We start from the raw sequence: 26709 nt of genomic DNA on the forward strand, positions 1-26709 counted from the left end.
GCTGGCCAGACCAGTAACCTCAGGAGACCTTACGTCGGGTGAGAAACAGCGGCCGTGGTTGGAGGAGCGATGTCAGGAGCCTGTTGCGCCCCCGCATCAGAGGGTGACCGGGAGATCCCCGAGCCGTCCGCCGTGCGGCGTCAGTCCTCGGATCGGGACCGGGCGCAGGGACTGCGCGCCATGCTGCGCGTCCCCGCGGGGACGTTTCTGATGGGAGGCGATGACGCCGACGCGTTTCCCGAGGACGGTGAGGGCCCGGTCCGGGCGGTGCGGCTGTCGCCGTTCCTCATCGACGCGACCGCTGTCACCAACAGACAGTTCGCGACGTTCGTGCGCAGCAGCGGCTACCGGACCGATGCCGAGCGCTTCGGCTGGTCCTTCGTGTTCTACGCACTCGTCCACCCCGACGCCCGGCACCTGGTGCGCGACGGCACGGTGGCGCAGGCACCCTGGTGGCTCGCGGTGGACGGGGCGTGCTGGCGGGCGCCCTACGGGCCGGGGTCGTCATGGACCGATCTGTCGAACCACCCCGTCGTCCATGTCTCCTGGCGTGACGCTTGCGCCTACGCGGCATGGGCGGGCAAGCGCCTGCCCACGGAGGCGGAGTGGGAGATGGCGGCGCGTGGCGGCCTGGAGCGTGCCCGCTTCCCGTGGGGGGATGAGCTCCTGCCCCGGGGGCAGCACCGCTGCAATATCTGGCAGGGGAAATTCCCGCAGGTCAACACGGGTGAGGACGGGTATCTGGGAACCGCGCCGGTCAAGTCCTACCGGCCCAACAACCTCGGCGTGTACAACACATCGGGCAATGTGTGGGAATGGTGCTCCGACTGGTGGAGCACCACCTGGCACGCGGCCGACCGCCCGGAGACCCGCCGGGACCCGACCGGACCTCCCACCGGTGAGGCGAAGGTGATCCGCGGCGGGTCCTACCTGTGCCATGCCTCGTACTGCAACCGCTACCGCGTCGCCGCGCGCACCTCCAACACACCCGACAGCAGCACCGGGCACATGGGGTTCCGCTGCGCGGCGGACCTGCCCCCGCCACGCTGACGGACCGCCGGCACAGCGCACCCATCGCCACGCATAGGAGCGTCCTGGATGACCAACGCCTCTCCGCATCCGCCGTCCGCGAACGGCGCTTTCCAAGGCAAGATCGGCACGACCTACGAGGAGTCGACCCCGTGGTGGCCCGAGCAGTCGGCGCCGCCCGAGGACACGCCCAATGTCGTGGTCATCGTGCTCGACGACGTCGGCTTCTCCGACCTCGGCTGTTTCGGCTCGGACATCGAGACCCCGGCCATGGACGCCCTCGCCACCGGCGGCCTGCGCTACACCAACTTCCACACCACCACGCTGTGTTCGCCGACCCGGGCCTCCCTGCTGACCGGCCGGAACCACCACTCGGTCGGCATGCGGATGCTGTCCAACTTCGACACCGGCTTCCCCAGCGGCCGCGGACGGGTCACCAAGGCCGCCGCGATGCTGCCCGAGGTGCTGCGCGACAACGGCTTCAACACCATGGCCGTGGGCAAGTGGCACCTGGCCCCCATGGAGCAGACCACCGCGTCCGGGCCGTACACCCAGTGGCCGCTCTCCCGTGGCTTCGAGCGCTACTACGGATTCCTGGAAGCCGAGACGGACAGCTTCTATCCGGAGCTGTACTACGACAACCACGCCGTGGCTCCGCCGAAGACCCCGGAAGAGGGCTATCACCTCAGCGAGGACCTGGTGGACCGGGCGATCGAATTCGTCACGGACCAGACGTCGGTCACTCCCGAGAAGCCCTTCTTCATGTATATGGCCTTCGGCGCGGCGCACGCCCCGCACCAGGCTCCGCAGGAGTACCTGGAGAAATACCGGGGCCGGTTCGACCACGGCTGGGACGTCGAGCGCGCGACCCGGCACGCCCGCCAGATCGAACGGGGCATCCTGCCGTCCGGCACCGAACTGGCCCCGCGCAACCCCGGAGTCGAGCCCTTCGACGAGCTGTCGGACGACGAGCGGAAGCTGTCCGTGCGCCTCCAGGAAGCCTACGCGGCGATGCTCGACCACACCGACCACCACATCGGCCGGTTCATGGAGTTCCTGACCCGGATAGGGCAGATGGAGAACACCATCACCATCCTGCTCTCGGACAACGGGGCCAGCCAGGAAGGCGGGCAGAAGGGGTCCCTCAACCCCACCGCGTTCCAGAACGGCCTCTCCGAGGACTTCGGCGAGATGCTCGCGAGGATCGACGAGATCGGCACCACGCGCGCGCACGCCAACTACCCCTGGGGCTGGGCGCAGGCGGGCAACACGCCGTTCAAGCGCTACAAGCAGAACACCCACGAGGGTGGCGTCCGCTGCCCGCTCATCGTGAACTGGCCCCGCGGGCTGTCGCGCACCGACGAGAACCGGCAGCAGTTCCACCATGTCAGCGATATCATGCCGACCCTCTTCGAACTGCTCGATCTGCGGGCGCCCGAGGTCTACCACGGCATCCCGCAGATGCCGATCCACGGCACGAGCATGGCCTACACGTTCGACGAGCCCACCGCGCCGACGCGCAAGGAGGCCCAGTACTTCGAGATGTTCGGGCACCGTGCGATCTGGCACGACGGCTGGAAGGCCGTCTCCTTCCATCAGCGGGGGTCGTCGTTCGACGACGACCAGTGGGAGCTCTACCACCACGACACCGACTTCTCGGAGTGCCACGACCTGGCGGAGACGGAGCCCGAGCAACTACAGAAGATGGTCGCCCGCTTCTGGGTGGAGGCCGGAAAATACGATGTGCTGCCGCTGGACGACAACGGCTTCGCCCTCCGCGCGAAGATCCCGCGCCCCGGGTCGCCGCGCAGGCGCACCACCTTCACGTACTACCCGGGCATGGCGCACCTGCCCGGCGCCGCGGTGCCACCGGTGATGAACCGCGCCCACCGCATCACCGCGTACGTCGACCGGGCCACCACGTCGGACGAGGGCGTTCTGGTGTCCCTGGGCAACATCAGCAGCGGCTACGTCCTGTACGTCAAGGACAACCGGCTCGTCTACGAGTACAACTTCCTCGGCACCCGCTACACGGTGACGTCGCGGGACGAACTTCCGCTCGGCCCGGCCGAGTTGACCTTCGACTTCATCAAGACCGGTGACGTGCGGGGCGTTGGTCGTCTGTACGTGTCCGGAATGCCGGCCGGTGAGACGGACATGCCGCGGGTCCTGCCGCACTTCTTCGGATGGCAGGGCCTCGACGTCGGCCGGGACACCCTGTCGCCCTCCTCGTCCGGCTACGACGGTGAGTTCGCGTTCACCGGCAAGCTCGAGAGGGTCGTCTTCGACGTCGCGCCGGACGAAGAGGGCACGGAGCCCTTCGAGCGCGTCGACTGACGCGCTCATGCGCGAGGGCCCGCCACCGGAAGGAACGGTGGTGAGCCCTCGTGTCTTTGCCGGGTCAGCTAGGCGGCGTATAACGTCCGTCGATCGCCGTCCAGCCTCCGTCCACGAAGAGCTGGCTGCCCGTCACGAAGGACGACGCGTCCGACGCCAAATAGACCACGGCGCCCGCCAGTTCGTCGGGCCGGGACCAGCGGCCCAGGGCGCTCTTGGACGCGTAGGCATCCGACCACTCCGGCACGGACCGGATCTGCGCGGTCAGCGGTGTGTCGACGACTCCCGGAGCGACGGCGTTGACCCGCACGCCCGACGGGCCCAGCTCGGCCGCCGCGGTGCGCAGCATCTGGACGAGGCCGGCCTTCGTGGCCGCGTACACGCCCTGGCCCGGCTCGACGGCCACCGAACGGATCGAGCTGAACCCGATGATGCTCCCGCGGCCGCGTTCGGCCATGCCGCGGCCGAAGGCCCGCACCAGGTCGAAGGAGGCGCGCAGATTGAGCCCCACGACCCGGTCGAACTCGTCCGCCGTGTAGTCGAGCAGGTGCTTGCGCACATTCGTCGCGGCGGTGAAGACGAGGACGTCGACGGCGCCGAGCTCCTCGGCGGCACGCGCGACCGCGTCGCCGTCGAGCACGTCGAGGGCGTACGCCGACATCTCCTGGCCCAGCGACGCCGTCTCCTCGGCGGCCCTCAGGTCACGGTCGGCGCACACCACGGTGGCGCCGTGCGCGGCGAGCGCCAGGGCGCTCTCGCGGCCGATACCGCTGCCCGCGCCCACCACGACCGCCTTGCGGCCGTCGAGCCGGAACAGACGGGAGTAGCTGTCTACCGCATTGGTGCGGTCGTTGTCCTGCATGGTCCTCACGGCTTCTTCGTCGTCGGACGGATCACTGCCATACGGGTCACGGTGAGCTCTTCGATGGCGAACCTCGGGCCCTCCCGTCCGGCCCCGGAGTCCTTCACACCGCCGTACGGCATGACATCGGAACGGAAACCGGGAACCTCATTGACGACCACTCCGCCCACCTCCAGGCGGTCCAGAGCGGCGAACGCGGTGTCCAGGCCGCTGGTGTAGACGCTCGCGTGCAGTCCGTAGCGCGAGTCGTTGACCAGGTCGAAGGCGGTCTCCAGATCGGGGACGGACCGTACGGCGACCACGGGGCCGAACACTTCCTCGTCCCAGACGGCGAGGGCCCGGTCCACATCGAGCAGCAGGGCGGGCTCGATCACACCATCGGTGACCGATCCTCCGGCCACCAGCGACGCCCCCGCCTCCACCGCCTCGGCCAGCCACGCGCGCACCCGCTCGGTCGACCGCTTGTCGATGAGTGCCGAGACGCGCGTCCGCGGATCGCGGGGGTCGCCGACGGTCACCTGGGCCACTCGCTCCGTCAGACGGGCCACGAACTCCTTCCGCACGGAGTCCACCACGATGACCCGCTGCACGCTGATGCACGCCTGGCCCGACGCGTAGTACCCGCCGCGCACCACCGCGTCGGCGGCGGCGTCGAGGTCGGCGTCGGCGGCCACCACCAGGGCGGCGTTGGAGCCGAGTTCGAGCAGCACCTTGGTGGGTGCCGCGTCCCGGGCGATCTGGTGGCCGACGGCGGCGGAACCGGTGAAGGACACCGCTCCGATCCGGCGGTCGGTGGTCAGCGCGATGCCCACCTCGGGGCCGCCGGTCACCAGTTGCACCGCGGCCTGTGGTGCGCCGCCGGCGTGCAGGGCCTCACGGAGGAGGTGCACCAGCCACAGGGTGGCCAGCGGGGTCTGCGGGGCGGGCTTGGCGATGATCGGGCAGCCGGCGGCCAGCGCCGGCGCGATCTTGTGCGCGGCGAGCAGCAGCGGGTAGTTGAAGCCCGCGATGCCCACCACCACGCCGATCGGCTTGCGGGTCCAGAAGCCGAGCAGCCCCTCCCCCGACGGCAGCAGGTCCAGCGGCACCGTCTCCCCGTGCAGCCGGGCCACTTCCTCGGCCGCCGTCACCAGGGTCAGCAGGGTGCGGTCCACCTCGACCCGGCAGTCGACCAGCGGCTTGCCGGTCTCCAGGACGAGGAGCCGCTCGAAGTCCGCGCGCCGGGAGGCGACCGCCTCGTGCGTCGCGAGCAGCGCCGTCCTGCGTACATGCGAGGGGAGCCGGCCGACGCGCTCGCGGACCGCGAGGGCCGCGTCGACGGCGTGGCGGGCGAGAGCGGTGTCCCCGACCGGCGCCCGTGCGACGAGCGTCCCGTCGTAGGGGAAACGGACGTCCTCGGTGGCGGGTGCCTCCACCCAGGTGTCGCCGATGGGAAGACCCTCGGGAAACTCCTTCGCCACGGGGCTTTCGCCGGCGGGTTCGGCATGGGTCGTCACGGTTGGTACTCCCGGTTGAGGTCGGCCGCCGACACTCCGGACAGTGCCTTGCCCAGAGTGGGAACGGCGGAGATCAGCCTGCGCGTGTAGGAATGCTGCGGGTCCTCGTACACCTGCTCGGTGGCCCCGGTCTCCACGATCTGCCCGTTGTGCATGACCGCGACCCGGTCGCACACATGGCGGACCACGGACAGGTCGTGGGAGACGAAGACCAGCGTGAGGTTCAACTCGTCGACAAGGTCGGCGATGAGGTTGAGGACCTGGGCCCGTACGGACACGTCCAGGGCGCTCACCGGCTCATCGGCCACGATGATCTTCGGACGGGGGGCCAGAGCACGCGCGATCGAGATGCGCTGCCGCTGGCCGCCGGAGAACTGGTGCGGATACCGGTCCGCGGCGTCGGCCCGCAGGCCGACGGCCTCGAGCAGCTCGGCCACCCGCTCCCGGCGGTTCCCGTGGCCCTGCGCGACGAGTGGCTCGGCCACGATGTCGCCGACGCGCATGCGCGGGTCCAGCGAACTCATCGGGTCCTGGAACACGAGCTGGAGCCGCTCGCGGACGAACCGGAGCTGTCTCTCCCGGAGCCCGGTGATGTCCCGGCCGTCGATCGCGACGCTGCCGCTGGTGGGGCGGTCGAGCCCGGCCAGAATCCGCAGCAGGGTCGACTTGCCGCACCCCGACTCGCCCACGATGCCGAACCGTTGCCCCGCGGGGACGGCGAAGCTGACGCCGCGCAGCGCGTGCACCGGCGGGCTGGGGTGGCGCAGCGAGGTACGAGGCCGCCGGTAGTCGCGGGTGACGGCGCGGACGCTGATGGCATCCGCCGGGCCGGTCCGCGGCCCGGGGTCGAGGGGGGCGCTGGTCGGCTGCTCAGCCACGGCCGGCCTCCTGGTTGGTGGGGGTGCCGGTCCCGGGTGTGCCGCTCTCGGACACCGGGTGGAAGCAGGCGTAGCCGGAGTCCGGCCCGGTCGCGACCCATTCCGGCCGGGTGGCGCACACCTCGGTCGCCTGGGCGCATCTGTTCCTGAAGACGCATCCCGCGGGGAACTGTCCCGCGGGCGGCACCGACCCGCCGATGGTGACCAGCCGGCCGCGGTCGTCGACCACGGTCAGGTCGGAGGCGCCGATCAGGCCCTGGGTGTAGCGGTGCCGGGGGCGGGTGAACACCTCCCGGACCGGGCCGGACTCGACAACCCGCCCGCCGTACATGACCATGACCCGCTCGCAGGCGGTGGCCACCACGGCCAGGTCGTGGGTGATGAAGAGCATGGCCGACCTGCGGTCCTGGACGCCCCGCACGATCAGGTCGAGCACCCGCGCCTGCACCGTGACGTCGAGTGCAGTGGTGGGTTCGTCGCAGACCAGCAGCGCGGGGTCGTTCGCGAGGGCGATGGCCAGCACCACGCGCTGCCGCTGGCCTCCGGAGAACTGGTGCGGGTAGGCGTCGGCGGCGACCGCGGGATCGGGAAGTCCCACTTGGGCGAGGAGTTCCACGGCGGCGGCGCGAGCGGACGCGCGGTCGGGCCTGGTCCGGTGGATCAGCAGTACCTCGGCGATCTGCCGCCCGACCTTCATCGTGGGGTTCAGAGCGGTCATGGGCTCCTGGAAGACCATGGCGATCTCCTTGCCCCGCACCCGGGACATCCGCGCCTCGTCGGCCCCCACCAGATCGTGGCCGACTCCGGCGAGCCGCACCGAACCCGTGGCCCGGAGCTCCTCGGGAAGCAGGCCCATGACGCTCAGCGCGGTCAGCGACTTGCCCGAGCCCGACTCGCCGATCAGGCCGACCCGTTCGCCCGCCCGGATGGTGAAGTCGACGTCTTCGACGAGCTTGCGGCCGCCCACCGCGACGTCCAGGTTCCGCACGGTCAATACGTCATCGGGCGAGCCGGGAGAGTCCGGTGAGCCCGCTGCGGAGGCCGGTGCCGTGTCAGGTGCCGGGGTCATCGGCGGTCCTCCATCTTGGGGTCGAAGCGGTCGCGCAGGCCGTCACCGAGCAGATTGAATCCGAGCACCGCCACCGCGATCGCGATGCCCGGGAACACGGCGAGCCGGGGGGCGATCGACAGCATCTCCTGGCTCTCCTGAAGCATCCGGCCCCAGGACGGTGTGGGGGGCGGGGTTCCGAAGCCCAGGAAGGACAGCGCGGCTTCGGCGAGTACGGCGATGGCGAATCCGACCGACGCCTGCACGATGACCAGACCGCTGACGTTGGGCAGGACATGCCGCAGGGCGATCGCGAACGGTCCGCGGCCCGCGGCGCGCGCGGCGATGACGTATTCGGTCCGCATGACCTGCAATGTGCCGCCGCGGATCAGCCGGGCGAAATGAGGGATGGACGCGATGCCGATGGCGATCATCGCGACCAGCGTGCCGGCGCCGTACACGGCGGAGAACATGATGGTCAGCAGGAGCGCCGGGAAGGCGAGGATCAGATCGTTGCCGCGCATGAGCAGCTCGCCGAACCAGCCGGGCGCCATTCCGGCGACGATGCCCAGCGGCACTCCGACCAGGGCGGCGACTCCCACCGCCACGAAGCCGACGAAGAGTGTGGTGCGCGAGCCCATCATGATCTGGCTGAACACGTCGCGGCCGAATTTGTCCGTGCCGAACCAGTACTCCGACGACGGCGTCTCCAGCCGCGCCGCGGGGTTCACCAGGGTCGGGTCGTGCGGGGTCCACACGAAGGACAGCAGCGCCATGCCGAGTACGGCCACGACGATGAGACCGCCCACCAGGAGGCTGCCCGGCACCGGGCGGCGCCGCCGACGGCCCTCGGGCGCCGCGGACGCGACAGCGGCTTCGGTGTTCGGAGCACTCATGACGCACCCACCCTCAGCCGCGGGTCGATCAGCAGATAGATGATGTCCACCAGGAAGTTCACGAGCAGCACCGCCGTTGCGATGATCATGACCACGTCCTGCACCAGGATGAGGTCGCGGTTGGAGACGCTGTCCAGCAGCAGGCTCCCGAGCCCGGGGATGACGAAGACCCGTTCGATGACGACGGCGCCCACCAGCAGCGTGGCGAGTTGCAGCGCCAGGACGGTGACCACGGGCACCGCCGCGTTCCGCAGGCCGTGCCGCAGCAGCGCCTGCGTCGGACGGAGTCCCTTGGCGCGAGCGGTGCGCAGATAGTCCTCCCTGAGGACATCGAGCACGGCGCTGCGCACATAGCGGGTGAGCACTGCCCCCTGCACCACGCCGAGGGACAGCGCGGGCAGCACCAACTGTTTGAGGAACAGGACCGGATCCTCCACCGGGGGTGTCCAGCCGTTCGCCGGCAGCCACCCGAGCCCCACCGCGAACACGGTGATCAGGAGGATGCCCGCGAGGAAGGCGGGGACGGCCACGCCGATCTGGGACAGGGCCGAGAGGATGAGCCCGGACGGCTTGCGGTGCCGGACGGCCATGACCATGCCCATGGGGATGGCCACGATGCAGGCGATCACCATCCCGGTGCCGACGAGCCACAGGGTGACCTGGAGGCGGTCGGAGATCTGCGGGCCGATCGGCGCGTGTGAGATGTAGGAGTTGCCCGGGTCGAAGGTCACCAGTCCGTGGATCCAGCTCAGATACTGCTCCACGAGCGGCCGGTTGAGCCCGAACTGCTCGCGCAGTTGCGCCACCGCGGTGTCCGAGGCGCTGGTGCCGAGTGCGACGCGCGCCGGATCCCCCGGCAGGACCGCCATGAACGCGAACACCAGGACGGAGCTCACGGCAAGGCTGGCCAGGAGGATCGCGATCCGCTGCGCCAGACGGACGATCATGGGTTGAGGCCGCCTTTCATGACCGGCCCAGGCCGGTGAGATCCAGTGACTCGGAGACGGTGTTCACCGGCAGACCGGTGATGTCCTTGTTCGCCACCATCAGGTTCGGGAGCAGGAACAGCCAGTCGGCCGCGGCGTCCTTGGACAGCAGCCGGGCAGCCGCCCGCATGGAGGTGATCTGCTCCTTCTGGGTGCCCTGGTCCGCCTTCTTCAGCAGCGCGCGGAACTCAGGGCTGTCGTAGCGGGTGTAGGAGGTCTTGCTCCCGAACACCGCCTGCATGTCGCGGGGTTCCACATGGCTGATGATGGACATGTCGTAGTCGGCGTTCTTGAACACGGTGGTCAACCAGGCGGCGGGGAACTCCAGTTGGTCGAGCTTGACCTTGAACCCGGCCTGTTCGAGCTGGCTCTTGACCACGGTGCCGCATGCGGTGGCATAGGGCAGCGTCGGAAGCCGCAGCCGCAGCGTACGACCGGCCTGGCCGGACTCCTCGAGGAGCTTCTTGGCCTTGTCTCGGTTGTACGGATACTCGTTCGTGAGGTTCTGGTACCACGGGTCGGTCGGCGGGACCATGCTGCCGATGAGCTTGCCGCGGCCCGCCCAGCAGGTGTCCATCAGGGCTTTGTGGTCGATCGCGTAGCGGACTGCCTGGCGGACCTTCGGATTCTTCAGCGGGCCCGAGCCATTGTTGAGGGAGAGGACCACCTCGCCGTTGGTCGTGCCCTCGATGACCTTGTACTTCGGGTTGTTGGCGAACCGGTACAGGGAATCCGGGGACTGCATGGTGCCGATCACGTTGATGGTGCCCGTGAGCAGCGCGTTGTTCATGGCCGTCGGGTCCTTGAAGTACTTGAGGGTGACCGACGCGAAGTGCGGCTCGCGCCCCCAGTAGCCATGACGACGGCCGAGGGTGATCGAGTCGCCGCGGTTCCACTTCTTCACCACATACGGGCCGGTGCCCACCGGTTCGGTGGCCAGCTTGTCCACGCCGGTCCGGCTGAACATCGCGCCGACGCGGGTGGTCATCCGGTACAGCCAGTCGTTGCTCGGCCGTTTCAGGGTGACCTTCAGCTCGGTGGGCGACACCGCCCGCGCCGTGTCGACGACGTCCATCTGGGCCTTCTGCGCGATCGTCCAATCGGAGCTGACACGTTCGATGGAGAATGCGGCGTCCTTTGCCGTGAAGGGTGCGCCATTGCTGAACCTGGCGTTCTTCACCAGGTGGAAGGTGTACGTCTTGCGGTCCTTGGACAGGGTCCACGAGGTGGCCAGTTGCGGCCGTATCTTCCCGGACTGGTCCAGCTTCACCAGGTTCTCGTAGACGTTGTAGAGCAGTGCCTGCGAAATGGCGGCACCTTCGGTCTTGGTGAAGTCGAAGTTGGCCGGCTCGGCGGTGAGGCCGATGTTCAGGGCGTTCTTCCCGGTGCCGCCGGATGCCGTGGACCCGGCCGAGCAGGCTGCCAGCAGCAGGCATGCGAGCGTGGCCGCGAGGGTCCCGGTCCCCCGCACCAGCCGCCTGGTATGTCTCATATGTACTACCCCTGGCTTTCCATCGTGTGCAGGACGGCGGATGCGACCTCCGCCGTGGTGGCGTTGCCGCCGAGGTCGGCCGTATGGTGCCGGACGTCGCGCAAGGTGGCCGCCACCGCGTCGCGGACGCGGCGAGCCGCGCCGGTGTGCCCGAGGTCGTCGAGCAGCATCGCGCCGGAGAGCATGCAGGCCACCGGATTCGCCACGCCCTTCCCGGCGATGTCGGGTGCGGAGCCGTGCACGGGTTCGTAGATACCCGGCACGTCGGCGCCCGGAAGGACATTGGCGCTGGGCGCCATGCCCATACCGCCGGCCAGCACCGCGGCGAGATCGGACAGGATGTCGCCGAACAGGTTGCTCGCGAGCAGCACGTCAAGGGAGCGCGGAGCCTGGATCATGCGGGCGGCCATGGCGTCGACCAGCACGGTTTCCAGCCGCACCGCCGGATAGTGCTCGCCGACCTCGCGCACCACCCGGTCCCACAGCGGATAGCCGTATCGCATCGCGTTGGACTTGGTGACCAGCGACAGATGCCCCGACCGCCGGCCGGCCAGGGCGAACGCCTGGTGCGCCGCGCGCTCGATGGCGCGACGGGAGTGCACCGCCACCTCGATGCCGAGATCGTGTCCGCTGCCGGCGTGCGCCACCCCGCCGGCGCCGACGTACTCGCCCTCGGTGTTCTCACGCACGATCACCAGGTCCACGCCTTCGGTGTCGCGCACCTTGGTGGGAACGCCGGGGAACGCGCGCACCGGGCGGAGGTTCACGGCGAGGTCGAGCTGCTGCCGCAGGCCGATGATCAGGCCCCAGACCAGTTCGTGCTCCGGCACATCGGGACGTCCGACGGCACCGAACAGCACGGCGTCCGCCTTCTTGACGAGGTCGGCCGCATCGGCCGGCATCGCCGCGCCCTGCCGGAGGTACCGCTCGCCTCCCCAGTCGTACGAGGTCACATCGAGCCGGTGGCCTTCGGCCTCCAGCGCGGTGCGGAGCGTGGGCACGGTCGCCGCGACGACCTCGGGGCCGATCCCGTCGCCCGGTATGACGGCAAGCCGCACGACCTCGGGCTCCCGCGTCATGGACGCCACCTTTCGTTGTGACTGGCCTGACCAGTAAGCTCATTTGCCAGGTACCGTGACGACTTAAATTGCTCTTGTCAAGGGTTCGAATTTCCCGGCTACCGCCAGGAGGCACCTCCCCGCGGTAGCCGGGAGAGAAGGAGACTGCGGGTGCTCACGGAACAGGGCCTGGCCACCATGCCGGCCGTCGAGATGGTGGCCCGATTCGCTGACGGCACGGTGTCGCCGGTCCAGGTCCACGACGCCGTCCAGTCGGTCATCGAGGCGCGCGAGAGTGTGCTCAACGCGTTCTGGGTGCGGGATCCGGATGAGTCCCGCAAGGCGGCCCAGGCCAGTGAGGCCCGATGGGCCTCGGGAGAACCGCTCGGGCCCATCGACGGCGTGCCCGTGACGCTGAAGGAGAACGTCGCCCGCAGGGGTGTCCCCATGCCCTCGGGCAACGCGGGGACCGAGCCGGTCGTCCCCGAGGCGGACGCGCCCATCACCGCGCGGGTCCTCGAATCCGGCGGGGTGGTCCTCGGGTCGACCGTGATGCCGGACTGGGGCATGCTCTCCTCGGGGGTCTCCAGCCGGCACGGCGTTTCGCGCAGCCCCTGGAACGCCGCCTGGACCACGGGCGGTTCCAGCTCCGGTGCGGGGGCCGCGGCCGCCGGGGGCTACGGTCCACTCCACGTGGGCACCGACATCGGGGGGTCGATCCGGCTGCCGGGCACCTGGCTGGGCCTGGCCACGCTCAAGCCCAGCTACGGGAGGATCCCGCTGGACGCCCCGTACCTGGGGCGCGCCGCCGGTCCGCTGACGCGCACCGTGGCGGACGCGGCCCTGCTCATGCGTGTCCTGAGCCGGCCGGATCCCCGGGACTGGACCAGCCTGCCACCGCAGGACATCGACTGGTCGGCGCCGGCCGGCGAGGTGCGCGGACTGCGGGTGGGGGTGCACCTGGACGCCGGCTGCGGGGAGCCGTGCGACGCCGAGGTCCTCGCCGCGGTGAAGCGCGCCGCCGCGGTCTTCGAGGCGGCGGGCGCCGTCGTGGAGCCCGTGGAGCCGTTTATGGGCCAGGACCTCCTGGACGACCTGGATCTGTTCTGGCGGGTGCGGTCCTGGAACGACTTCCGCGCACTGACGCCCGAGGCCGGGCTGCGCGTGCACCCCCACATCATCAGGTGGTGCCAGGGGGGCGCGGACGTACCGGGCACGAAGGTGCTCCAGTGCTACCAGCAGATCATGAGCATTCAGGCACGGACCGTGGCGGCGACGGACCCGTACGATCTGGTGCTCTCGCCGGTGGCTCCGGTGGCGGCGTTTCCGGCCGAGCGGCCGATGCCGTTCACGGGGGACGCGAAAACCATGGCCCACATCGGTTTCACCGCGCCGTACAACATGTCGGGGCAGCCCGCGGCGACCGTCAACTGCGGCTTTACGGCGGACCGTCGGCCCATCGGGGTACAGATCGCGGGCCGCCGCTTCGACGATCTCGGCGTCTTGAGGGCGGCGGCGTGGTACGAACGGAACCGGCCCGCCGAGGCGGTTCCGCACTGGCCGGACAGCGCCCCCGGTGAGCCCGGGGAGAAGTCGACATGTACCACGCTCGAAGGGAAGCAGCCATGAGTGACGGTGCACAGTTCCGGCAGGTCTCACCGGTGCGGCTTTATCAGCGCATCGTCGAGCAGATCGAGCAGGCGATCGCGCGAGGTGATCTGAAGCCCGGTCAACGGCTTCCCAGCGAGCGGGAGTTGGTTACGCAGTTCGGGGCGAGCCGGCCCACCGTGCGCGAGGCCCTGCGGGTGCTGGAGAGCAATGGCCTGGTCCGCTCCCGCCCGGGTGATCCGAACGGCCCGGAGATCCTGCCGTTCTCACCGGCCGGCCTGACCAAGGAGATGACCCGGCTCGTCCAGTTCGACAACGTCTCGATGGCCGAGTTGATCTCGTTCCGCATGATTCTCGACGGGTCGGCGAGCCTGCTGGCGGCTCGGCTGCGGTCCGAGGAGGAGCTGTCCGCCATGGAACGGACGATCGCCGTCATGTCGGACGCGATCGAGGCGGGGTACGAGGAGTTCAGCAAGGCGGACGTCGCGTTCCATGAGGCGGTGGCCGTGGCCAGCCGCAACTCCCTCATCGAGGTCTGCAATCAGGTGGTCCGGGGCGCCGTCCTCTCGCTGATCTCGGACAAGGTCGCCCACGCGGGCAACAGCACGGCGCTCATGCGGAAGTCGCTCCACCACCACCAGGAAGTGCTCGAGGCGATCCGGGTACGGGACGGCCAGGCGGCGGCACGCATCTCGCGGCGCACACTCTACGACTACTACGCCGGCTACGTCCCCGAGAACGAACAGGGGCCGCTGCTCGCGCTCGTGGACGACGAGGAGACGTCGACCACTCGGCCGTAGACGATCGAAGGGGATGGGGGTGCTCGCCGGTGGCGAGCACCCCTGACCCGCGTGCGGTGTGCGAGCGGAAGCGATCGGCTCGTCGGCCATCTCGATCTCACGGCACGGACGTTCCGCGTTGCCAGGAGGCGATGACGATCAGTGTCTTCGTCTGGAGCACGCCGACCCCCTTACGACGCAGACGATTGACCACTTTTTGCAGGTCATCGACATTGTCGACATGCAACCGGACAAGTGCGTCCACGTCGCCGGTGAGCGTCAACACCTCGTCGACCTCCGGCAGAGTCGATGCGAACTCCACGATGTCATGGATGTCCGTGTCACCCGTGAAACGCAGCTCGGTGACCGCTTGAAGGCCCTGACCGAGCTTGGCCTGATCCGTCGTGATCGTGTAGCCGGTGATGACTCCCGACTCCTCGAGGCGTGTGATGCGCCGACGGACCGGCGCCGGCGAGAGCTGCACCAGGCGTGCGATGTCGCGAACGGTGCGCCGCCCGTCGGCACGCAACAGCTCCAAGATCTGGAGATCGACCGAGTCGAGATGTACGGGTGCTGACATACCGCAACTGTAAGCAGCACTTCCCTAAACGGTCACTCCCGACCCGGTTGGACTGCTCACATGCACCCGCTTCGCATCGCTGCGCGCACTTTTGTTGTGGACGCACCGGGCCCTTGGAACTGTGTCCCTCATGTCAGCCGCGATACAAGCAGCGACACGCGCTGCCCCCTCTGAAGCCATGAAGCCGGACACGCACCATGGCGGTGCCGTGCTGCGACTCGATGTCGTGGCCATGCCCTTGGCGCTCGCTCGGATCGCATCGATCCTGGCGCATCGCCAGTTCAACGTGGTCACCATGGACGTCGCCGCGCCCGTCGACGGGCTGCGGAGGATCACCGTCGAGGTGGACACGGCAGACGAGCTCGAGCTGGAGCGCCTCGTCAAGTTCCTGAACCGGTCACCCGACGTCGTCAAGGTCATCCGCTTCTTTGACGACACGTCGCACCATCGGCGCGGGGCATTCGTGGCGGTCGCCTTCCCCGAGGGCCGACTCGCCGAAGTCGTCGCCATCGCTCGGGCGTTTTCCGCGGAGGTCGTGGAAGCCGGCCGGACTCGCTGCACCGTCTTCGCCGCGGCGGAGCCCGCCCATGTCGATGCCCTCGTCGAAGCGCTCTCCGGCTTCACCATCCGGGAGCTCGTGATGGCGGCGCCACTCCGGATGCCGCGCCTCCTGCGGAAGGGCCACACCGCCGAGGACCGCGAGCACACCTGGAGGCGGCCATGAGCACGAACTCCCGCGCCACGTCCGCGGCCACCCACGCCGACGACGTCCTCCAGTTGGTCGATCCCGCCGGAACGCTGAACGAGCAGGCGGCCGCGGGCATGCTCGAGGTGACCGGTGAACTGGTCCGTACGCTGTACCGCGACATGGTGCTCGGGCGCCGCTTCGACCAGGAGGCGTACTCCCTGCAACGCCAGGGTGAGCTCGGGCTCTGGCTGATGTCCCTCGGGCAGGAAGCGGCACAAGCCGGGTCGATCCGCGCCCTTCGAGCGGACGACCGGGTCTTCCCGTCCTACCGCGAGCACGTGGCAGCCCTGTGCCGTGGCATCGCACCGGCGGAACTGCTGTCGCAGTGGCGTGGTGCCAGCCATGGCTCGTGGGACCCCGAGCGGTATCACTTCCACATCTACAGCCTGGTGCTGGCGACACAGACACTGCACGCGGTCGGCTATGCGATGGGCGTTCGGTACGACGCCGTCGACAGCGTCGTGTTCAGCTACTTCGGTGACGGCGCGTCCAGCCAGGGGGACGCCAACGAGGCGCTCAACTGGGCGGCGGTGGCGTCGGCACCCATCGTGTTCTTCTGCCAGAACAACGGATGGGCGATCTCGACACCCGCGAGCAAGCAGTACGCCGCCCCGCTGAGGGAACGTGCGAAGGGATTCGGACTCGACGCGGTGTCCGTGGACGGCAACGACGTACTGGCCGTCCACGCCGCCACCCAGCGCATGGTCGAGCGAGTCCGGGCCGGCGGAGCACCTGGGTTCATCGAGGCGCACACCTATCGCATGTCCGGACACAGCACGTCCGACGACCCCAAGCGCTATCGCGACAGCGCCGAGCTCGCCCGGTGGGAGGCCCACGACCCCGTGGAACGCGTACGCCTTCTGCTCACGGCGCGCGGCTGGGCCGACGAGGACTACTTCGCCACGGTCGCGTCCGACGCCGAGGAGTTCGCGGCGCGGACGCGCCGGGAGTGCCGTGCCCTTCCGGAGCCGTCCCTGAGCGACACCTTCCGAAACACCTTGTGCGAGGAGACCGAGGCCCTGCGACGCGAGCGCGAAGGCTTCGAGACGTATCTGGAGTCCTTCCTGTGAGCATCACCGCCGCGGCCACCTCGGCCACCTCGGCCACGCCGAACACCCAGGACAAGGCCGCCACGACCACACTTGGACGCGCCCTGAACGAGGGACTGCGGCAGGCCATGCGCGACGACGAGCGGGTGGTTCTGCTCGGCGAGGACATCGCCTCCCTGGGCGGGGTGTTCCGGGTGACCGATGGCTTGGCCGCCGAGTTCGGCGACCGCGTGGTGGACACCCCGCTGGCCGAATCCGGGATCGTCGGAACGGCCATCGGCCTGGCCCTGCGGGGGTACCGGCCGGTGTGCGAGATCCAGTTCGACGGATTCGTCTACCCCGCCTTCGATCAGATCGTCAGCCAGCTAGCGAAGATGCGGGCACGCTCCCGCGGGCTGCTGCGGCTTCCCGTCACCATCCGGATCCCGGTGGGGGGCGGGATCGGCGCGGTCGAGCACCACAGCGAGTCGAATGAGGCGTACTTCTGCCACACGGCCGGGCTGCGCGTCGTAGCGTGCGGCCACCCGCAGGACGCGTACGACATGCTCCGCGCCGCGATCGCGTGCGACGACCCCGTCATCTTCTACGAACCGAAGCGCCGCTACTGGGACCGGGCCGAGGTCGGACTCGGTCGCCCCGTGGACGGCAACGCCTTGCAGCGCGCCCAGGTCCTGCGCGAAGGCACCGACGTCACCGTGGTCGCCTACGGGCCCACGGTCGCCGTCGCGCTGGGCGCGGCCGAGGTCGCCGCCACCGAAGGCCGGTCGCTGGAAATCCTGGACCTCCGCTCGCTGTCGCCGCTCGACACCACCGAGCTGTGCCGCTCGGCGTCGAAGACCGGGCGCGTCGTGGTCGTACACGAGGCGCCCGTCAACGTCGGCCTGGGCGCCGAAATCGCCGCCACGGTCATGGCCCACTGCTTCTACGACCTCGAGGCTCCCGTGGAACGGGTCGGCGGCTACAACGTCCCCTATCCGCCGGCGCGCGCGGAAGACGACTACCTGCCCGATCTCGATCGAGTTCTCGACGCCGTCGACCGGGTGTGTGCCTCGTGAACCGTCCGGCGGAGCTCTCCTGGAGGACACGATGCTCGTGACCAAGCACTTCCACCTCCCCGACGTGGGCGAGGGTCTCACCGAGGCCGAGATCCTCGAGTGGCGCGTGGGACCCGGCGACCCGGTCGGCGTCAACGACACCCTCGTGGAGATCGAGACGGCGAAGGCAGTGGTGGAGCTACCCAGCCCGTATGCCGGGACCGTCACCGAAATCCTCTGTGCCGCCGGCGAGGCGGTGGCCGTCGGTGCGCCGATCATCGCGTTCGAGGTCGAGGACGACGGCACCCCGCAGGCGGGGACCGGACTCGACGCCACACCCCAAGAGCCCGTCGATCCGCCCGACCAGGACGAGCAGCCGTCCACCCCCGCCCGCGAACCCGTCCTGGTCGGCTATGGGCCGGCGCACGCGCGGACAGCGCGACGCCCGCGAAAGAAGAAGCCCGAGCCTCCGACCGTCACGCCTTCCACTGGGAAATCCCTCGCCACCCCACCGGTGCGCAAGCTGGCCCGCGACCTCGGAGTCGACCTGCGCCTCGTGGCCGCCACAGGCCCGTGGGGACGCATCACGCGCGAGGATGTCCACCGCCTCGCCGAGCAGCGGGCAACCGCGTCGAACACCCCGGACCTCCCCCATGACGACGTGGTGCGCACGCCGATTCGCGGAGTGCGCAAGCACACCGCGGAGGCCATGGTCACGAGCGCCTTCACCGCTCCACACGTCACGGAATGGGTCACCGTCGACGTGCGGCGGTCCCTCAAACTGCTGAAGCGGGCACGCGCCGACAAGGCGTTCGGGAGTGTGCGCCTGACACCACTGTGTCTCGTCGTCAAGGCGGCGCTCACCGCCATCGCGCGGCATCCCGGGATCAATGCGAAGTGGGACGCCGCGGCCGGTGAGATCGTCCAGTACCCCGACGTCAATCTCGGCATCGCCGCGGCGACACCCAGAGGGCTCATCGTCCCCAACATCGCCGCGGCCCAGCGGCTCTCCCTGCGTGAGATCGCCTTGGCTCTCACCGACCTCATCGATCAGGCCCGGGCGGGCAAGACACCACCCGAGCGGATGCGAAACGGGACGTTCACGATCACCAACATCGGGGTGTTCGGCATCGACGGCGGAACCCCCATCCTCAACCCCGGCGAAGCGGCGATCCTCTGCTTCGGCCAGGTGCGGCGAACACCGTGGGAACACAAGGGACGCGTACGGCTGCGCGACACCGCCACCCTCGCCATGTCGTTCGACCACCGCCTCGTCGACGGCGAGCTCGGTTCACTCGTCCTGCGCGACATCGCCCGGTTCCTCGAGCGGCCAGAGCTGATGGTTCTTCACCAGTGACCTTTCAGTCGTCGGGGATGGCGCTGAGGAGTCCGCTTCCGCGCTCGCGCAGGTACGCCTCCAGCTCCGCGGCCCCGGTCAGCAGCGCCCGCCCGCGGGCGGACAGCCGACCGTGCCAGTCGCACAGGGTGGCCTGAAGCGGCTCCAGCCCCCCGGCGGCCCGCACCTGGGCGATCAGCGGGGCGATCCGCTCCAGCAGGTAGCCGCCCCGCCTGAGCTGGTGGGCCAGCCGGGCGTCCCGTACGGCGGCCTCGTCGTAGACGCGGTACCCGGTCAGCGGGTCGCGGCGCGGGCGCACCAGCCCGGCGCGCTCCCATTTGCGCAGAGTCGCGGGCCCGATGCCGAGCTGCTCCGCCAGCGGCCCGATGAATGTGCCGCCGGGCCCGGCCACCGCGACCGGCCCGGACCCCGCGACCGGCCCGGACCCCGCGCCGGGTTCGGACCCCGCGCCGGGTTCGGGCGCCGGGGTGCGCTCCAGGTCGCGCAGGGCGCTCTCCACGGCCTGGAGGGTCCGGCGATCCTCGAGAAGCTGGGCGTGGCTCTCGTCGATGAGCCGGAACGCCTCATCGGCCGAGCCCTGGTTCACGGCCCGCATGATCGATGTCGCCGTCTGGTGGCCGTGGCCGGGCACCAGGGCGAGGAACGCGCGAAGGGCTGCCGCGTGCAGCGAGGTGTAGGTGCGGTAGCCGTGGGGTGTGCGACCGGCGGCCGGAAGGATGCCGGTCTCCTCGTAGTTCCTGATCGCCTGCGTGGACAGACCGTGCCCGCGCGCCAGATCAACCGGTCTGAGCCGTGCACCGCTTTGAAGGTTTCGTCCCATGGTTCTGCCGATATCGTGGAGAAGTTTCAACCGAAGGTTCAACGATACCGTTGAGGGCATGGCTACCGAGATCAAGGACACCGCCCATGCCGTCGAGGCCGCCGCCGTCATGCGGCTGCTTCCGGCCCGGCCGCGGCTGCTCGCCCTGGGCGAGCCCACCCACGGCGAGGACACTCTGCTCGACCTGCGCAACGAGCTCTTCCGGCAGCTCGTCGAGCAGGAGGGCTACCGGACGATCGCGATCGAGAGCGACTGCCTGATGGGCCTGGTCGTGGACGACTACGTCACCTCGGGCACCGGCACGCTCGACGAGGTCATGGAGCATGGATTCAGCCACGGCTGGGGCGCCTCCGCGGCCAACCGCGAACTCGTGCGCTGGATGCGCGCCCACAACAACGGCAGGCCCGCGTCCGATCGGCTCCGCTTCGCCGGTTTCGACGGTCCGCTGGAGATCACCGGCGCCGCGAGCCCCCGGCAGGCCCTCACCGCGCTCCACGGCTACCTCGCGGACCGGGTGGACGCGGATCTGCTCCCCTGCACCGGGGAAACGCTCGACCGCCTGCTCGGCGCCGACGAGCGGTGGACCGACTCCGCCGCGATGATGGACCCGACCCAGTCGGTGGGGCGGTCGGCCGAGGCTCGGGAGTTGCGGCTGCTCGCCGACGATCTGGTGGCGCTGCTCGACATGCAGACACCACACCTGCTCGCGGCGACACCTCGGGACGACTGGGACCGGACGCGGCTGTACGGGCGCACCGCCACCGGCCTGCTGCGCTACCACTACTGGATGGCCGACACCTCACCGGCCCGTATGACCTGGCTGGTGGCGCTGCGGGACCAGATGATGGCCCACAACCTCCGCACCCTCGCGGAACGGGGCCCGGCATTGGTCCACGCCCACAACGGCCATCTCCAGCGGGAGAAGAGCACGACGCGGATGGCCGGGATGCCGCTGGAGTGGTGGGGCGCCGGTGCGCTGGTGAGCGCCCGACTCGGCGAGGAGTACGCCTTCGTGGCCACGGCCCTGGGCACGATCCGGCACCAGGGAGTGGACACGCCGCCGCCGGACACCGTCGAAGGGCTCCTGTACGCGCTCCCGGAGGACCGCTGCGTCATCGACGCCCCACGGCTGGCCACCGCCCTCGGCGACACGCTGCCCGCGCCCCGCGTGTCCCCCTGGTTCGGCTACTCCCCACTTGACCCGGCCCACCTGGCCGGCACTCACGGCATCGTGTTCGTCAAGGACGTCCCGCAGAGCTGACGGAGCTGACCCGCGCTACTTCTTCGGGCTGAATGCGGCCCATGGGCCGAGGGCGAACCCGCCGCTCTTCCGCCGGACTTCCAGGGCGCCCGCACCGCCGAAGTGTGCCGGGACGAGCAACTCTCGTTCATCGGCCGCCCGTCCGAGAATCCGACGGCGACTGGCCACCGCTTGTCCCGGGGCCAGACAGGCGTCGCTGTTGCAGCAGGGCTGGAGGATCTGCACCGGGCTGTGCAGCAGATCTCCGACGAAAACCGCCCGGTCGCTCCCGGAGGCGAGTCGCAGCACGGACGAACCGGGAGTGTGGCCGGGCGCGGACTCCAGGGTGAGGTGTTCGTCGATGCGGTGGAGGCCATCCCAGAGCATGGCCTGTCCGGCCCGGTGGATGGGCGCGATGCTGTCTTCGTAGGTCAGCCGGTCGACCTCGCGCAGACCGTTCCCCTTCGCATGCTCCGGACCGTAGTGGGAGTCGTCGGCGGCCGGGATGAGGTACTGGGCGTTGGGGAACGTCGGCACCCACTCCCCGTCCACGTCAACGGTGTTCCAGCCGACGTGATCGACGTGGAGGTGGGTGTTGACGACGACGTCGACATCCTGCGGGCGGACACCGGCCTTCGCCAGGAGGCCGGGAAAATCACTCTGAGACTGGTGGAAAAACGGCGCCATGCCCGGCCGCTCGCGCCCGCTGCCCGCTCCCGTGTCCACCAGGACGGTCCGCCCACCGCTGCGCAGCACCCAGGTCTGTAGCGCGAGCACCGTCCGGTCGCTGTCCGGCTCCCAGTGATCCGGTGCCAGCCAGTCCTCGTTGTCCTTCCATACCTCGGCGGTAGCTCCCGGGAACATGCCGGAGGTGGGCAGGAATGGCCTGTGCCACTCGATGACCCGGATGACCTCGACATCCCCCAGCACGATGCTCTGCACACGCTCGTTCTCGTTCATCATGTGCTCGAACCTAAAAAGGCCGAGCGATCCTCTCAATGCGCATCCAGCTCAAGAAAATACGCATCCGTCTCATGTCTCATACGAGAGATATCCTCGGCGCATGGATGTGGTGAGCGACGCGATCTCTGCCGTGCACCTCGGCCACCCCTGGTCCCATCGGGTGCGGGCGAGTGGGAGTTGGTGCGCACGGCTGGACCCCTACGACGGTGCGGGCTTCTACGTCGTCCTGAAGGGCAACTGCTGGCTGCTGACCGACGGCGGCACCCTGGTACCGCTCGGCGTGGGTGACGCGGTGCTGCTGCCCCATGGCACCGGCCATGTGATCGCCGACTCCCCCGTCGATGCGGCGGCCGCGGAGGAGAAGGCGGTGCCGTTCGAGCAATGGTTCGTGGCGCAAGGGCCGCGAGCCCGGGCTGATCACGACGAGACGGAGATGCTCTGTGGCAAGTACTGGCTCGACTGTAGCCGCATGCACCCGCTCATGGCGGAGCTGCCCGAGGTCGTCCACCTCCCCAGCCGAGTAGGCAGCCACCTCGAACTGCGTGCCGCGATAGACCTGCTCGCCGGTGAGCTGGACGAGAGCCGACCCGGCTCCTGCGTCGCGCTGCCGAATCTGCTCGACCTCCTCCTCGTCTATATGATCCGCTCCTGGATGGCCGAGACCACCTGCGGAGCCTGGCCCGGCGCACTGGGCGACCCGGTGACGGCCGCCGCCCTGCGGGCGATGCACTCCAACCCGGCCGCCCCGTGGAGCAATGACCGTCTGGCGGCCGAGGCGGGCGTCTCCCGTCCCACCCTGGCGCGCCGGTTCACCACCCTGGTCGGCCGCCCTCCGATGACCTACCTCACGTGGTGGCGCGTGATCCTTGCCGCCACCCTGCTCCGAGACACTCCGGATACCCTGGCCACCATCGCCGGCCGAGTCGGCTACGGCAGCCCGTACGCACTCTCACACGCCTTCGAGAGGGAGTTCGGCATTACACCGGGGCGGTATCGGGCGCAGGTCGCGGAAGGGCCGTCTCGTGAGCCCAACAGGGCTTCGCAGACAGGGAGTTGAGTTGGACACCGCACAGGACACGCAGGACACGCAGGACACGGCCAAGCGGCTGCGGGCGATCGGCGACGAGCTGTCGGACCGTTTCTACGAGCGGGCCGACGTGGTGCGGACGCTGGTGGTGACGCTGCTGGCCGGGCAGCACTCACTGGTGCTCGGCCCGCCCGGAACCGCGAAGTCCGAGATGGCCCGGGAACTCACAGGCCGGATCGAGGGGGCGGCGTACTGGGAGATCCTGCTGTCGAAGTTCACCGCGCCGACGAGGATGTTCGGTCCCATCGACGTCGCCGCGCTGGCCCGGGGCGAGTACCGCCAGGTCTACGACGGCCGCGCCACGACCGCGCACGTCGCGTTCATCGACGAGATTTTCAAGTGCTCCACGGCGGCGCTGAACGAGACGCTGGGCTACCTCAACGAGCGGATCTACCACCCCGAGAGCGGCGGCGAGCCGATCCGCTGCCCCTTGATCGGGGCCATCACGGCGAGCAACGAACTGCCCAGCGGGGAGGATTCGGCCGCGATCTACGACCGGCTGCTGGTCCGGATCGAGGTCGGGTACCTGGAAGACCCCTCGAACTTCGCCGCGCTGGTCCGCTCCGCCGTCAGCCGCCCGGCGGCACCGGCCCGGACCACGGTCGAGCTGGCCGCGTTACGGCACGCCGTGACCGAAGCCGTCCCGGCCGTGGACGTCCCCGACGCGATCGTCGACGCGGTGTGTACGCTGCGGGCCGCCCTGCGCCGTAAGGAGCTCATCGCCTCCGACCGCCGTTGGCGGCAGGCGGTCGGCCTGCTCCAGGCGTCCGCGTACCTCGACGGCCGTCCGGCGGTCGCCGAGACCGATCTGTCGGTGCTGACGCATGTGCTGTGGGACTCCCCCGCCCAGCGTCCGACCGTCGAGCGCGAGGTGCTGCAACTGGTCAACCCCGACGCCAAGGAGGCCCTCGACCTGGCCGACGCCATCGAGGAGCTGGAGGCCCAGCTCGACGCCATGGCCGGGCAGTCCCGCGAGGCGCTGAGCGAGTGGGTCATCAAGAAGGCCCACAACAAGCTCGCCATGGCGGGGAAGCGGCTGGAGAAGCTGCGCCAGGACGCGGCCGGCGCGGGCCGCTCCACCGCCGCCATCGACCGGGTCACCGGCCGCCAGCGCGCCGTCCGCGCCCGGGTACTGACCGAGGCCCTCGGCGTGGACGCGAGCACGGTGCAGGCCCAGCTCTGAACACCGGGGGATCAGGACCATGGGCGAGACACCGGGCGGGACACCCGGCCGGACACCGGGCCGGCTCGACGAGCTGGCGAGCCGGGCCGGGAAGTGGCTGGGCCGGGCCGCCGCCGCTCCCGAGGCGCACACCGCGGCCGTGGTCGCGGACCGGTTCGACCGGATCACATGGCGCGACACCTACGAGCAGTCGGCCGGACTGCGCGATGTGGCCGAGGAGCTGAACGAGCACTACCGCTACACCACCGACCTCCTGACCGACGTGTTCCTGGCCGCCTACAAGGTCGGCCCGCGGTTGCGCGAGCGCGCCGAGATGGACCCCTCCCGGCTGGTCAACCACCAGGTCATCTCCTCGCTGGTGGAGTCACTGGAGTTCGCCGAGCTGCGCCGGGAGACGGCCGGCGATCCCTACGCCGCGGCCATGGCCGTGCTCGCCCAGGCCGCCGCGCTGCGCGGGATGCTGGAGCGCTCCCGGACGGCCCAGGAGCGGGCCGAGCGGGCGAAGCGGGCCCAGCGGGACGCCGAGGGCGCGGCGCTCCAGCAGGCCGCCGACGAGGCGGACCGGTCCAACGGGGTCGGCACCGTACCGGCCCCGGCCGCCGACGCCGTACAACGGGCGATCGAGGCCGCCAAGGCCGCTGACGCCGCTGCGCGGCAGGCCGCCCAGGACGCCGCACAGGCCCTGGCGGCGGCCCCCGGCATCCGTGCCGCCGCGCGGAACGCGGCGGCGAAGGCGGCCCGCGCCGTACGGGAGGAGGCCACGCTGATGCGGGCATGGGGCGTTGCCCCCGGCGAGCTGGAGCGGATGCCGTTCGACCAGCGCGCCCGGCTCGCCGAGCGGCTGCGCACCGGTCGGCTCGCACAGTGGGCCGAGCTGATCGGTCGCTTCCGGCAGATGGCCGGCGGTGAGCGCGCCCGCAAGGTGGAGAACGCCACCGGCGAGCTGGTCGGCGTCACGCTCGGCGATGACCTCTCCCGTGTCATCCCGTCCGAGCTGGCCAACCTCGGCCTGTCCGAGCTGCGTGCGGTGTTCGCCGCGCGCTACGCCGCCGGGGAGCTGATGCTCTACGACAGCCAGGGAGAGCAGGCCACCGGCCAGGGCGCCATCATCGCGTGCGTGGACACCTCGCACTCCATGTACGAGGCGGGGCCCGGCGGCGTCACCCGGGAGGCGTGGGCCAAGGCGTGCGCCCTGGCGCTGCTGGATCAGGCCCGCCATGCGGGGCGTGACTTCGTCGGCGTCCTGTTCGCCGCCGCCGACAAGATCCAGGTCTTCCGCTTTCCGTCCGACCAGGCCGCGGGCATCGCCCGGATCCTCGACTTCGCGGAGACCTTCCTCGGCGGCGGCACCAGCTACCAGGCGCCGCTGACAGCGGCCCGCGAGCTGCTGGAGAAGGAGTTCAACGACACCGCCCGCACACGTGGCGACATCGTGATGATCACCGACGACGAATGCGGCGTCACCGAGGAATGGATGCGCGGCTGGAACGACGCCAAGCACCTGTTGGGCTTCCGGGTCTTCGGCGTGGCCATAGGCGCCCCGCGCGCCGCCGATACCGGCTCGGTCCTGGAGGCCCTGTGCGACAACCTCCGCGCCGTCGAGGACCTCACCGACGTCCACGCGGCCGCCGACCTCTTCCGCGTGATCTGACCCGGCCTTCTCCCCCGGCCCCGCGTCCCCGACACACGTCACCCGTGGGCGCGGTCACGGCCACTGAGTCCCGCAGCACGTCCTCGACCAACGAGGCATCGCCTCCGCGGCCGACGAGCCGCCGCCGGAGCTCGTCCCGGTCGGCGCGCAACCGACACACCGTCAGCGAGGCCCGCGGAATGCTGTCGATGTGTACCCCCTGGGCGGGATCCACCACTCCGGACACGATGAGACACCGGGCGCCGGCCGCCAGGAAACCTGCCGCCACCGCATCGAGGTTGCGTGCCTTCATGAGGTGCCGGCCCGGGTCCGCCGCGGGCTCGGGATAGCAGATGCCCAGTTGGTCGATGTCGACGTGGCCGACCTCGATCCCGGCCCGTGTGAACTGGGAGTACAGCTCCCAGGCGACCGTGGTCTTCCCGACTCCCGGTGGTCCGCACAGCCACAGAACGGGAAGCGCGCCACCGCTCACCAGTTCGCCACCTCGGCCACCTCGGTCCATGGTCTCGATTGTCACGACCGCCCTGG

At 70.0% G+C, this 26709-nt stretch carries 24 protein-coding genes; 12 read left to right on the forward strand and 12 right to left on the reverse strand.

All coding sequences use genetic code 11. The features are described 5' to 3' along the window. Positions 1–69: 69 nt before the first annotated feature. Positions 70–1050, forward strand: coding sequence for a formylglycine-generating enzyme family protein (locus ACK1X7_RS01905; protein WP_385148806.1), 981 nt, complete (start codon positions 70–72; stop codon positions 1048–1050). 48 nt (positions 1051–1098) lie between these two features. Further along, on the forward strand, positions 1099–3366 hold the full coding sequence (locus ACK1X7_RS01910; protein ID WP_413114560.1) for an arylsulfatase: 2268 nt from the start codon (positions 1099–1101) through the stop codon (positions 3364–3366). Positions 3367–3430: 64 nt separating this feature from the next. Here the strand turns inward: ACK1X7_RS01910 and ACK1X7_RS01915 are convergent, their stop codons facing one another. Genes ACK1X7_RS01915 through ACK1X7_RS01950 form a run of 8 tightly spaced genes read right to left on the reverse strand, consistent with a single transcriptional unit; the run spans position 3431 to position 12103 of the window. Further along, the gene (locus ACK1X7_RS01915) at positions 3431–4228 is read right to left on the reverse strand and encodes an SDR family NAD(P)-dependent oxidoreductase (RefSeq protein WP_385148800.1); all 798 of its coding nucleotides are present in this window, start codon (positions 4226–4228) and stop codon (positions 3431–3433) included. A 5-nt stretch (positions 4229–4233) separates the two neighbouring features. Next, positions 4234–5724, reverse strand: a complete 1491-nt coding sequence (locus ACK1X7_RS01920; protein WP_385148797.1) for an aldehyde dehydrogenase family protein — start codon at positions 5722–5724, stop codon at positions 4234–4236. Continuing rightward, positions 5721–6602 (reverse strand): ATP-binding cassette domain-containing protein, encoded by an 882-nt coding sequence (locus ACK1X7_RS01925; RefSeq protein WP_385148794.1) that lies wholly within the window; start codon positions 6600–6602, stop codon positions 5721–5723. Before ACK1X7_RS01925 ends, ACK1X7_RS01920 begins: the two co-directional genes overlap by 4 nt. Next, positions 6595–7671, reverse strand: a complete 1077-nt coding sequence (locus ACK1X7_RS01930; protein ID WP_385108861.1) for an ABC transporter ATP-binding protein — start codon at positions 7669–7671, stop codon at positions 6595–6597. Before ACK1X7_RS01930 ends, ACK1X7_RS01925 begins: the two co-directional genes overlap by 8 nt. After that, positions 7668–8546, reverse strand: a complete 879-nt coding sequence (locus ACK1X7_RS01935; protein ID WP_361495670.1) for an ABC transporter permease — start codon at positions 8544–8546, stop codon at positions 7668–7670. Before ACK1X7_RS01935 ends, ACK1X7_RS01930 begins: the two co-directional genes overlap by 4 nt. Continuing rightward, positions 8543–9493 carry an ABC transporter permease gene (locus tag ACK1X7_RS01940; RefSeq protein WP_361495672.1) on the reverse strand — a complete coding sequence of 317 codons (951 nt, stop codon included), beginning with the start codon at positions 9491–9493 and terminating at the stop codon, positions 8543–8545. The genes ACK1X7_RS01935 and ACK1X7_RS01940 overlap by 4 nt, the downstream gene beginning before the upstream one ends. Positions 9494–9509: 16 nt before the next feature. Beyond that, the gene (locus ACK1X7_RS01945) at positions 9510–11024 is read right to left on the reverse strand and encodes an ABC transporter substrate-binding protein (protein ID WP_385148788.1); all 1515 of its coding nucleotides are present in this window, start codon (positions 11022–11024) and stop codon (positions 9510–9512) included. A gap of 5 nt (positions 11025–11029) precedes the next feature. After that, the gene (locus ACK1X7_RS01950) at positions 11030–12103 is read right to left on the reverse strand and encodes an isocitrate/isopropylmalate dehydrogenase family protein (protein WP_385148785.1); all 1074 of its coding nucleotides are present in this window, start codon (positions 12101–12103) and stop codon (positions 11030–11032) included. A gap of 150 nt (positions 12104–12253) precedes the next feature. On the opposite strand from ACK1X7_RS01950, the gene ACK1X7_RS01955 reads away from it, so the two are divergent. Together ACK1X7_RS01955 and ACK1X7_RS01960 are read left to right on the forward strand one after the other, a co-directional pair. After that, on the forward strand, positions 12254–13711 hold the full coding sequence (locus ACK1X7_RS01955; protein WP_390794165.1) for an amidase: 1458 nt from the start codon (positions 12254–12256) through the stop codon (positions 13709–13711). After that, positions 13708–14490, forward strand: coding sequence for a FadR/GntR family transcriptional regulator (locus ACK1X7_RS01960; protein ID WP_385157687.1), 783 nt, complete (start codon positions 13708–13710; stop codon positions 14488–14490). Before ACK1X7_RS01955 ends, ACK1X7_RS01960 begins: the two co-directional genes overlap by 4 nt. Positions 14491–14587: 97 nt before the next feature. Here the strand turns inward: ACK1X7_RS01960 and ACK1X7_RS01965 are convergent, their stop codons facing one another. Beyond that, entirely contained in the window at positions 14588–15049 is a 462-nt protein-coding gene (locus ACK1X7_RS01965) for an Lrp/AsnC family transcriptional regulator (protein WP_093470041.1), read from the reverse strand. Positions 15050–15227: 178 nt separating this feature from the next. Here ACK1X7_RS01965 and ilvN point away from each other — a divergent pair, with 178 nt between their 5' ends. The 4 genes from ilvN to ACK1X7_RS01985 are packed head-to-tail and all read left to right on the forward strand — an operon-like array spanning position 15228 to position 19237. Continuing rightward, positions 15228–15773 carry an acetolactate synthase small subunit gene (gene ilvN / locus ACK1X7_RS01970; protein WP_413114561.1) on the forward strand — a complete coding sequence of 182 codons (546 nt, stop codon included), beginning with the start codon at positions 15228–15230 and terminating at the stop codon, positions 15771–15773. Next, positions 15770–16867 carry a thiamine pyrophosphate-dependent enzyme gene (locus ACK1X7_RS01975; RefSeq protein WP_385157695.1) on the forward strand — a complete coding sequence of 366 codons (1098 nt, stop codon included), beginning with the start codon at positions 15770–15772 and terminating at the stop codon, positions 16865–16867. Before ilvN ends, ACK1X7_RS01975 begins: the two co-directional genes overlap by 4 nt. Further along, entirely contained in the window at positions 16864–17901 is a 1038-nt protein-coding gene (locus tag ACK1X7_RS01980) for an alpha-ketoacid dehydrogenase subunit beta (RefSeq protein ID WP_390794163.1), read from the forward strand. Before ACK1X7_RS01975 ends, ACK1X7_RS01980 begins: the two co-directional genes overlap by 4 nt. A 31-nt stretch (positions 17902–17932) precedes the next feature. Continuing rightward, positions 17933–19237 (forward strand): dihydrolipoamide acetyltransferase family protein, encoded by a 1305-nt coding sequence (locus ACK1X7_RS01985; protein WP_398159217.1) that lies wholly within the window; start codon positions 17933–17935, stop codon positions 19235–19237. Positions 19238–19241: 4 nt separating this feature from the next. Here ACK1X7_RS01985 and ACK1X7_RS01990 read toward each other — a convergent pair whose 3' ends face one another. Further along, positions 19242–20057 carry a TioE family transcriptional regulator gene (locus tag ACK1X7_RS01990; RefSeq protein WP_398159218.1) on the reverse strand — a complete coding sequence of 272 codons (816 nt, stop codon included), beginning with the start codon at positions 20055–20057 and terminating at the stop codon, positions 19242–19244. Positions 20058–20115: 58 nt separating this feature from the next. On the opposite strand from ACK1X7_RS01990, the gene ACK1X7_RS01995 reads away from it, so the two are divergent. Then, on the forward strand, positions 20116–21318 hold the full coding sequence (locus ACK1X7_RS01995; protein WP_390794160.1) for an erythromycin esterase family protein: 1203 nt from the start codon (positions 20116–20118) through the stop codon (positions 21316–21318). A gap of 15 nt (positions 21319–21333) precedes the next feature. Here the strand turns inward: ACK1X7_RS01995 and ACK1X7_RS02000 are convergent, their stop codons facing one another. Next, positions 21334–22260 (reverse strand): MBL fold metallo-hydrolase, encoded by a 927-nt coding sequence (locus tag ACK1X7_RS02000; RefSeq protein ID WP_390794159.1) that lies wholly within the window; start codon positions 22258–22260, stop codon positions 21334–21336. A 100-nt stretch (positions 22261–22360) separates the two neighbouring features. Here ACK1X7_RS02000 and ACK1X7_RS02005 point away from each other — a divergent pair, with 100 nt between their 5' ends. Genes ACK1X7_RS02005 through ACK1X7_RS02015 form a run of 3 tightly spaced genes read left to right on the forward strand, consistent with a single transcriptional unit; the run spans position 22361 to position 26181 of the window. Further along, positions 22361–23317 carry an AraC family transcriptional regulator gene (locus ACK1X7_RS02005; RefSeq protein WP_390794158.1) on the forward strand — a complete coding sequence of 319 codons (957 nt, stop codon included), beginning with the start codon at positions 22361–22363 and terminating at the stop codon, positions 23315–23317. Position 23318: 1 nt separating this feature from the next. Then, positions 23319–24530, forward strand: coding sequence for an AAA family ATPase (locus ACK1X7_RS02010; RefSeq protein ID WP_385151706.1), 1212 nt, complete (start codon positions 23319–23321; stop codon positions 24528–24530). 19 nt (positions 24531–24549) lie between these two features. Beyond that, positions 24550–26181, forward strand: coding sequence for a VWA domain-containing protein (locus ACK1X7_RS02015; protein WP_413114562.1), 1632 nt, complete (start codon positions 24550–24552; stop codon positions 26179–26181). Here ACK1X7_RS02015 and ACK1X7_RS02020 read toward each other — a convergent pair. After that, complete coding sequence (locus ACK1X7_RS02020) at positions 26138–26683, reverse strand: AAA family ATPase (RefSeq protein WP_413114563.1); 546 nt, start codon at positions 26681–26683, stop codon at positions 26138–26140. The two genes, ACK1X7_RS02015 and ACK1X7_RS02020, sit on opposite strands and share 44 nt — an antisense overlap. Positions 26684–26709: the final 26 nt, after the last annotated feature.

This window comes from Streptomyces sp. CY-1 (genome assembly GCF_047218265.1).
Classification (GTDB): domain Bacteria; phylum Actinomycetota; class Actinomycetes; order Streptomycetales; family Streptomycetaceae; genus Streptomyces; species Streptomyces niphimycinicus.

What these genes read in the sequence shown, in the direction of transcription:
- ACK1X7_RS01960 (WP_385157687.1), top strand. Translation starts at nt 13,708, where the DNA reads ATGAGTGACGGTGCACAGTTCCGGCAGGTCTCACCGGTGCGGCTTTAT.
- ilvN (WP_413114561.1), top strand. Translation starts at nt 15,228, where the DNA reads ATGAAGCCGGACACGCACCATGGCGGTGCCGTGCTGCGACTCGATGTC.
- ACK1X7_RS01950 (WP_385148785.1), bottom strand. Translation starts at nt 12,103, where the DNA reads ATGACGCGGGAGCCCGAGGTCGTGCGGCTTGCCGTCATACCGGGCGAC.
- ACK1X7_RS02015 (WP_413114562.1), top strand. Translation starts at nt 24,550, where the DNA reads ATGGGCGAGACACCGGGCGGGACACCCGGCCGGACACCGGGCCGGCTC.
- ACK1X7_RS01975 (WP_385157695.1), top strand. Translation starts at nt 15,770, where the DNA reads ATGAGCACGAACTCCCGCGCCACGTCCGCGGCCACCCACGCCGACGAC.
- ACK1X7_RS01945 (WP_385148788.1), bottom strand. Translation starts at nt 11,024, where the DNA reads ATGAGACATACCAGGCGGCTGGTGCGGGGGACCGGGACCCTCGCGGCC.
- ACK1X7_RS02000 (WP_390794159.1), bottom strand. Translation starts at nt 22,260, where the DNA reads ATGATGAACGAGAACGAGCGTGTGCAGAGCATCGTGCTGGGGGATGTC.
- ACK1X7_RS01935 (WP_361495670.1), bottom strand. Translation starts at nt 8,546, where the DNA reads ATGAGTGCTCCGAACACCGAAGCCGCTGTCGCGTCCGCGGCGCCCGAG.
- ACK1X7_RS01930 (WP_385108861.1), bottom strand. Translation starts at nt 7,671, where the DNA reads ATGACCCCGGCACCTGACACGGCACCGGCCTCCGCAGCGGGCTCACCG.
- ACK1X7_RS01965 (WP_093470041.1), bottom strand. Translation starts at nt 15,049, where the DNA reads ATGTCAGCACCCGTACATCTCGACTCGGTCGATCTCCAGATCTTGGAG.
- ACK1X7_RS01995 (WP_390794160.1), top strand. Translation starts at nt 20,116, where the DNA reads ATGGCTACCGAGATCAAGGACACCGCCCATGCCGTCGAGGCCGCCGCC.
- ACK1X7_RS01910 (WP_413114560.1), top strand. Translation starts at nt 1,099, where the DNA reads ATGACCAACGCCTCTCCGCATCCGCCGTCCGCGAACGGCGCTTTCCAA.
- ACK1X7_RS01940 (WP_361495672.1), bottom strand. Translation starts at nt 9,493, where the DNA reads ATGATCGTCCGTCTGGCGCAGCGGATCGCGATCCTCCTGGCCAGCCTT.
- ACK1X7_RS01990 (WP_398159218.1), bottom strand. Translation starts at nt 20,057, where the DNA reads ATGGGACGAAACCTTCAAAGCGGTGCACGGCTCAGACCGGTTGATCTG.
- ACK1X7_RS01915 (WP_385148800.1), bottom strand. Translation starts at nt 4,228, where the DNA reads ATGCAGGACAACGACCGCACCAATGCGGTAGACAGCTACTCCCGTCTG.
- ACK1X7_RS02005 (WP_390794158.1), top strand. Translation starts at nt 22,361, where the DNA reads ATGGATGTGGTGAGCGACGCGATCTCTGCCGTGCACCTCGGCCACCCC.
- ACK1X7_RS01985 (WP_398159217.1), top strand. Translation starts at nt 17,933, where the DNA reads ATGCTCGTGACCAAGCACTTCCACCTCCCCGACGTGGGCGAGGGTCTC.
- ACK1X7_RS01905 (WP_385148806.1), top strand. Translation starts at nt 70, where the DNA reads ATGTCAGGAGCCTGTTGCGCCCCCGCATCAGAGGGTGACCGGGAGATC.
- ACK1X7_RS02020 (WP_413114563.1), bottom strand. Translation starts at nt 26,683, where the DNA reads ATGGACCGAGGTGGCCGAGGTGGCGAACTGGTGAGCGGTGGCGCGCTT.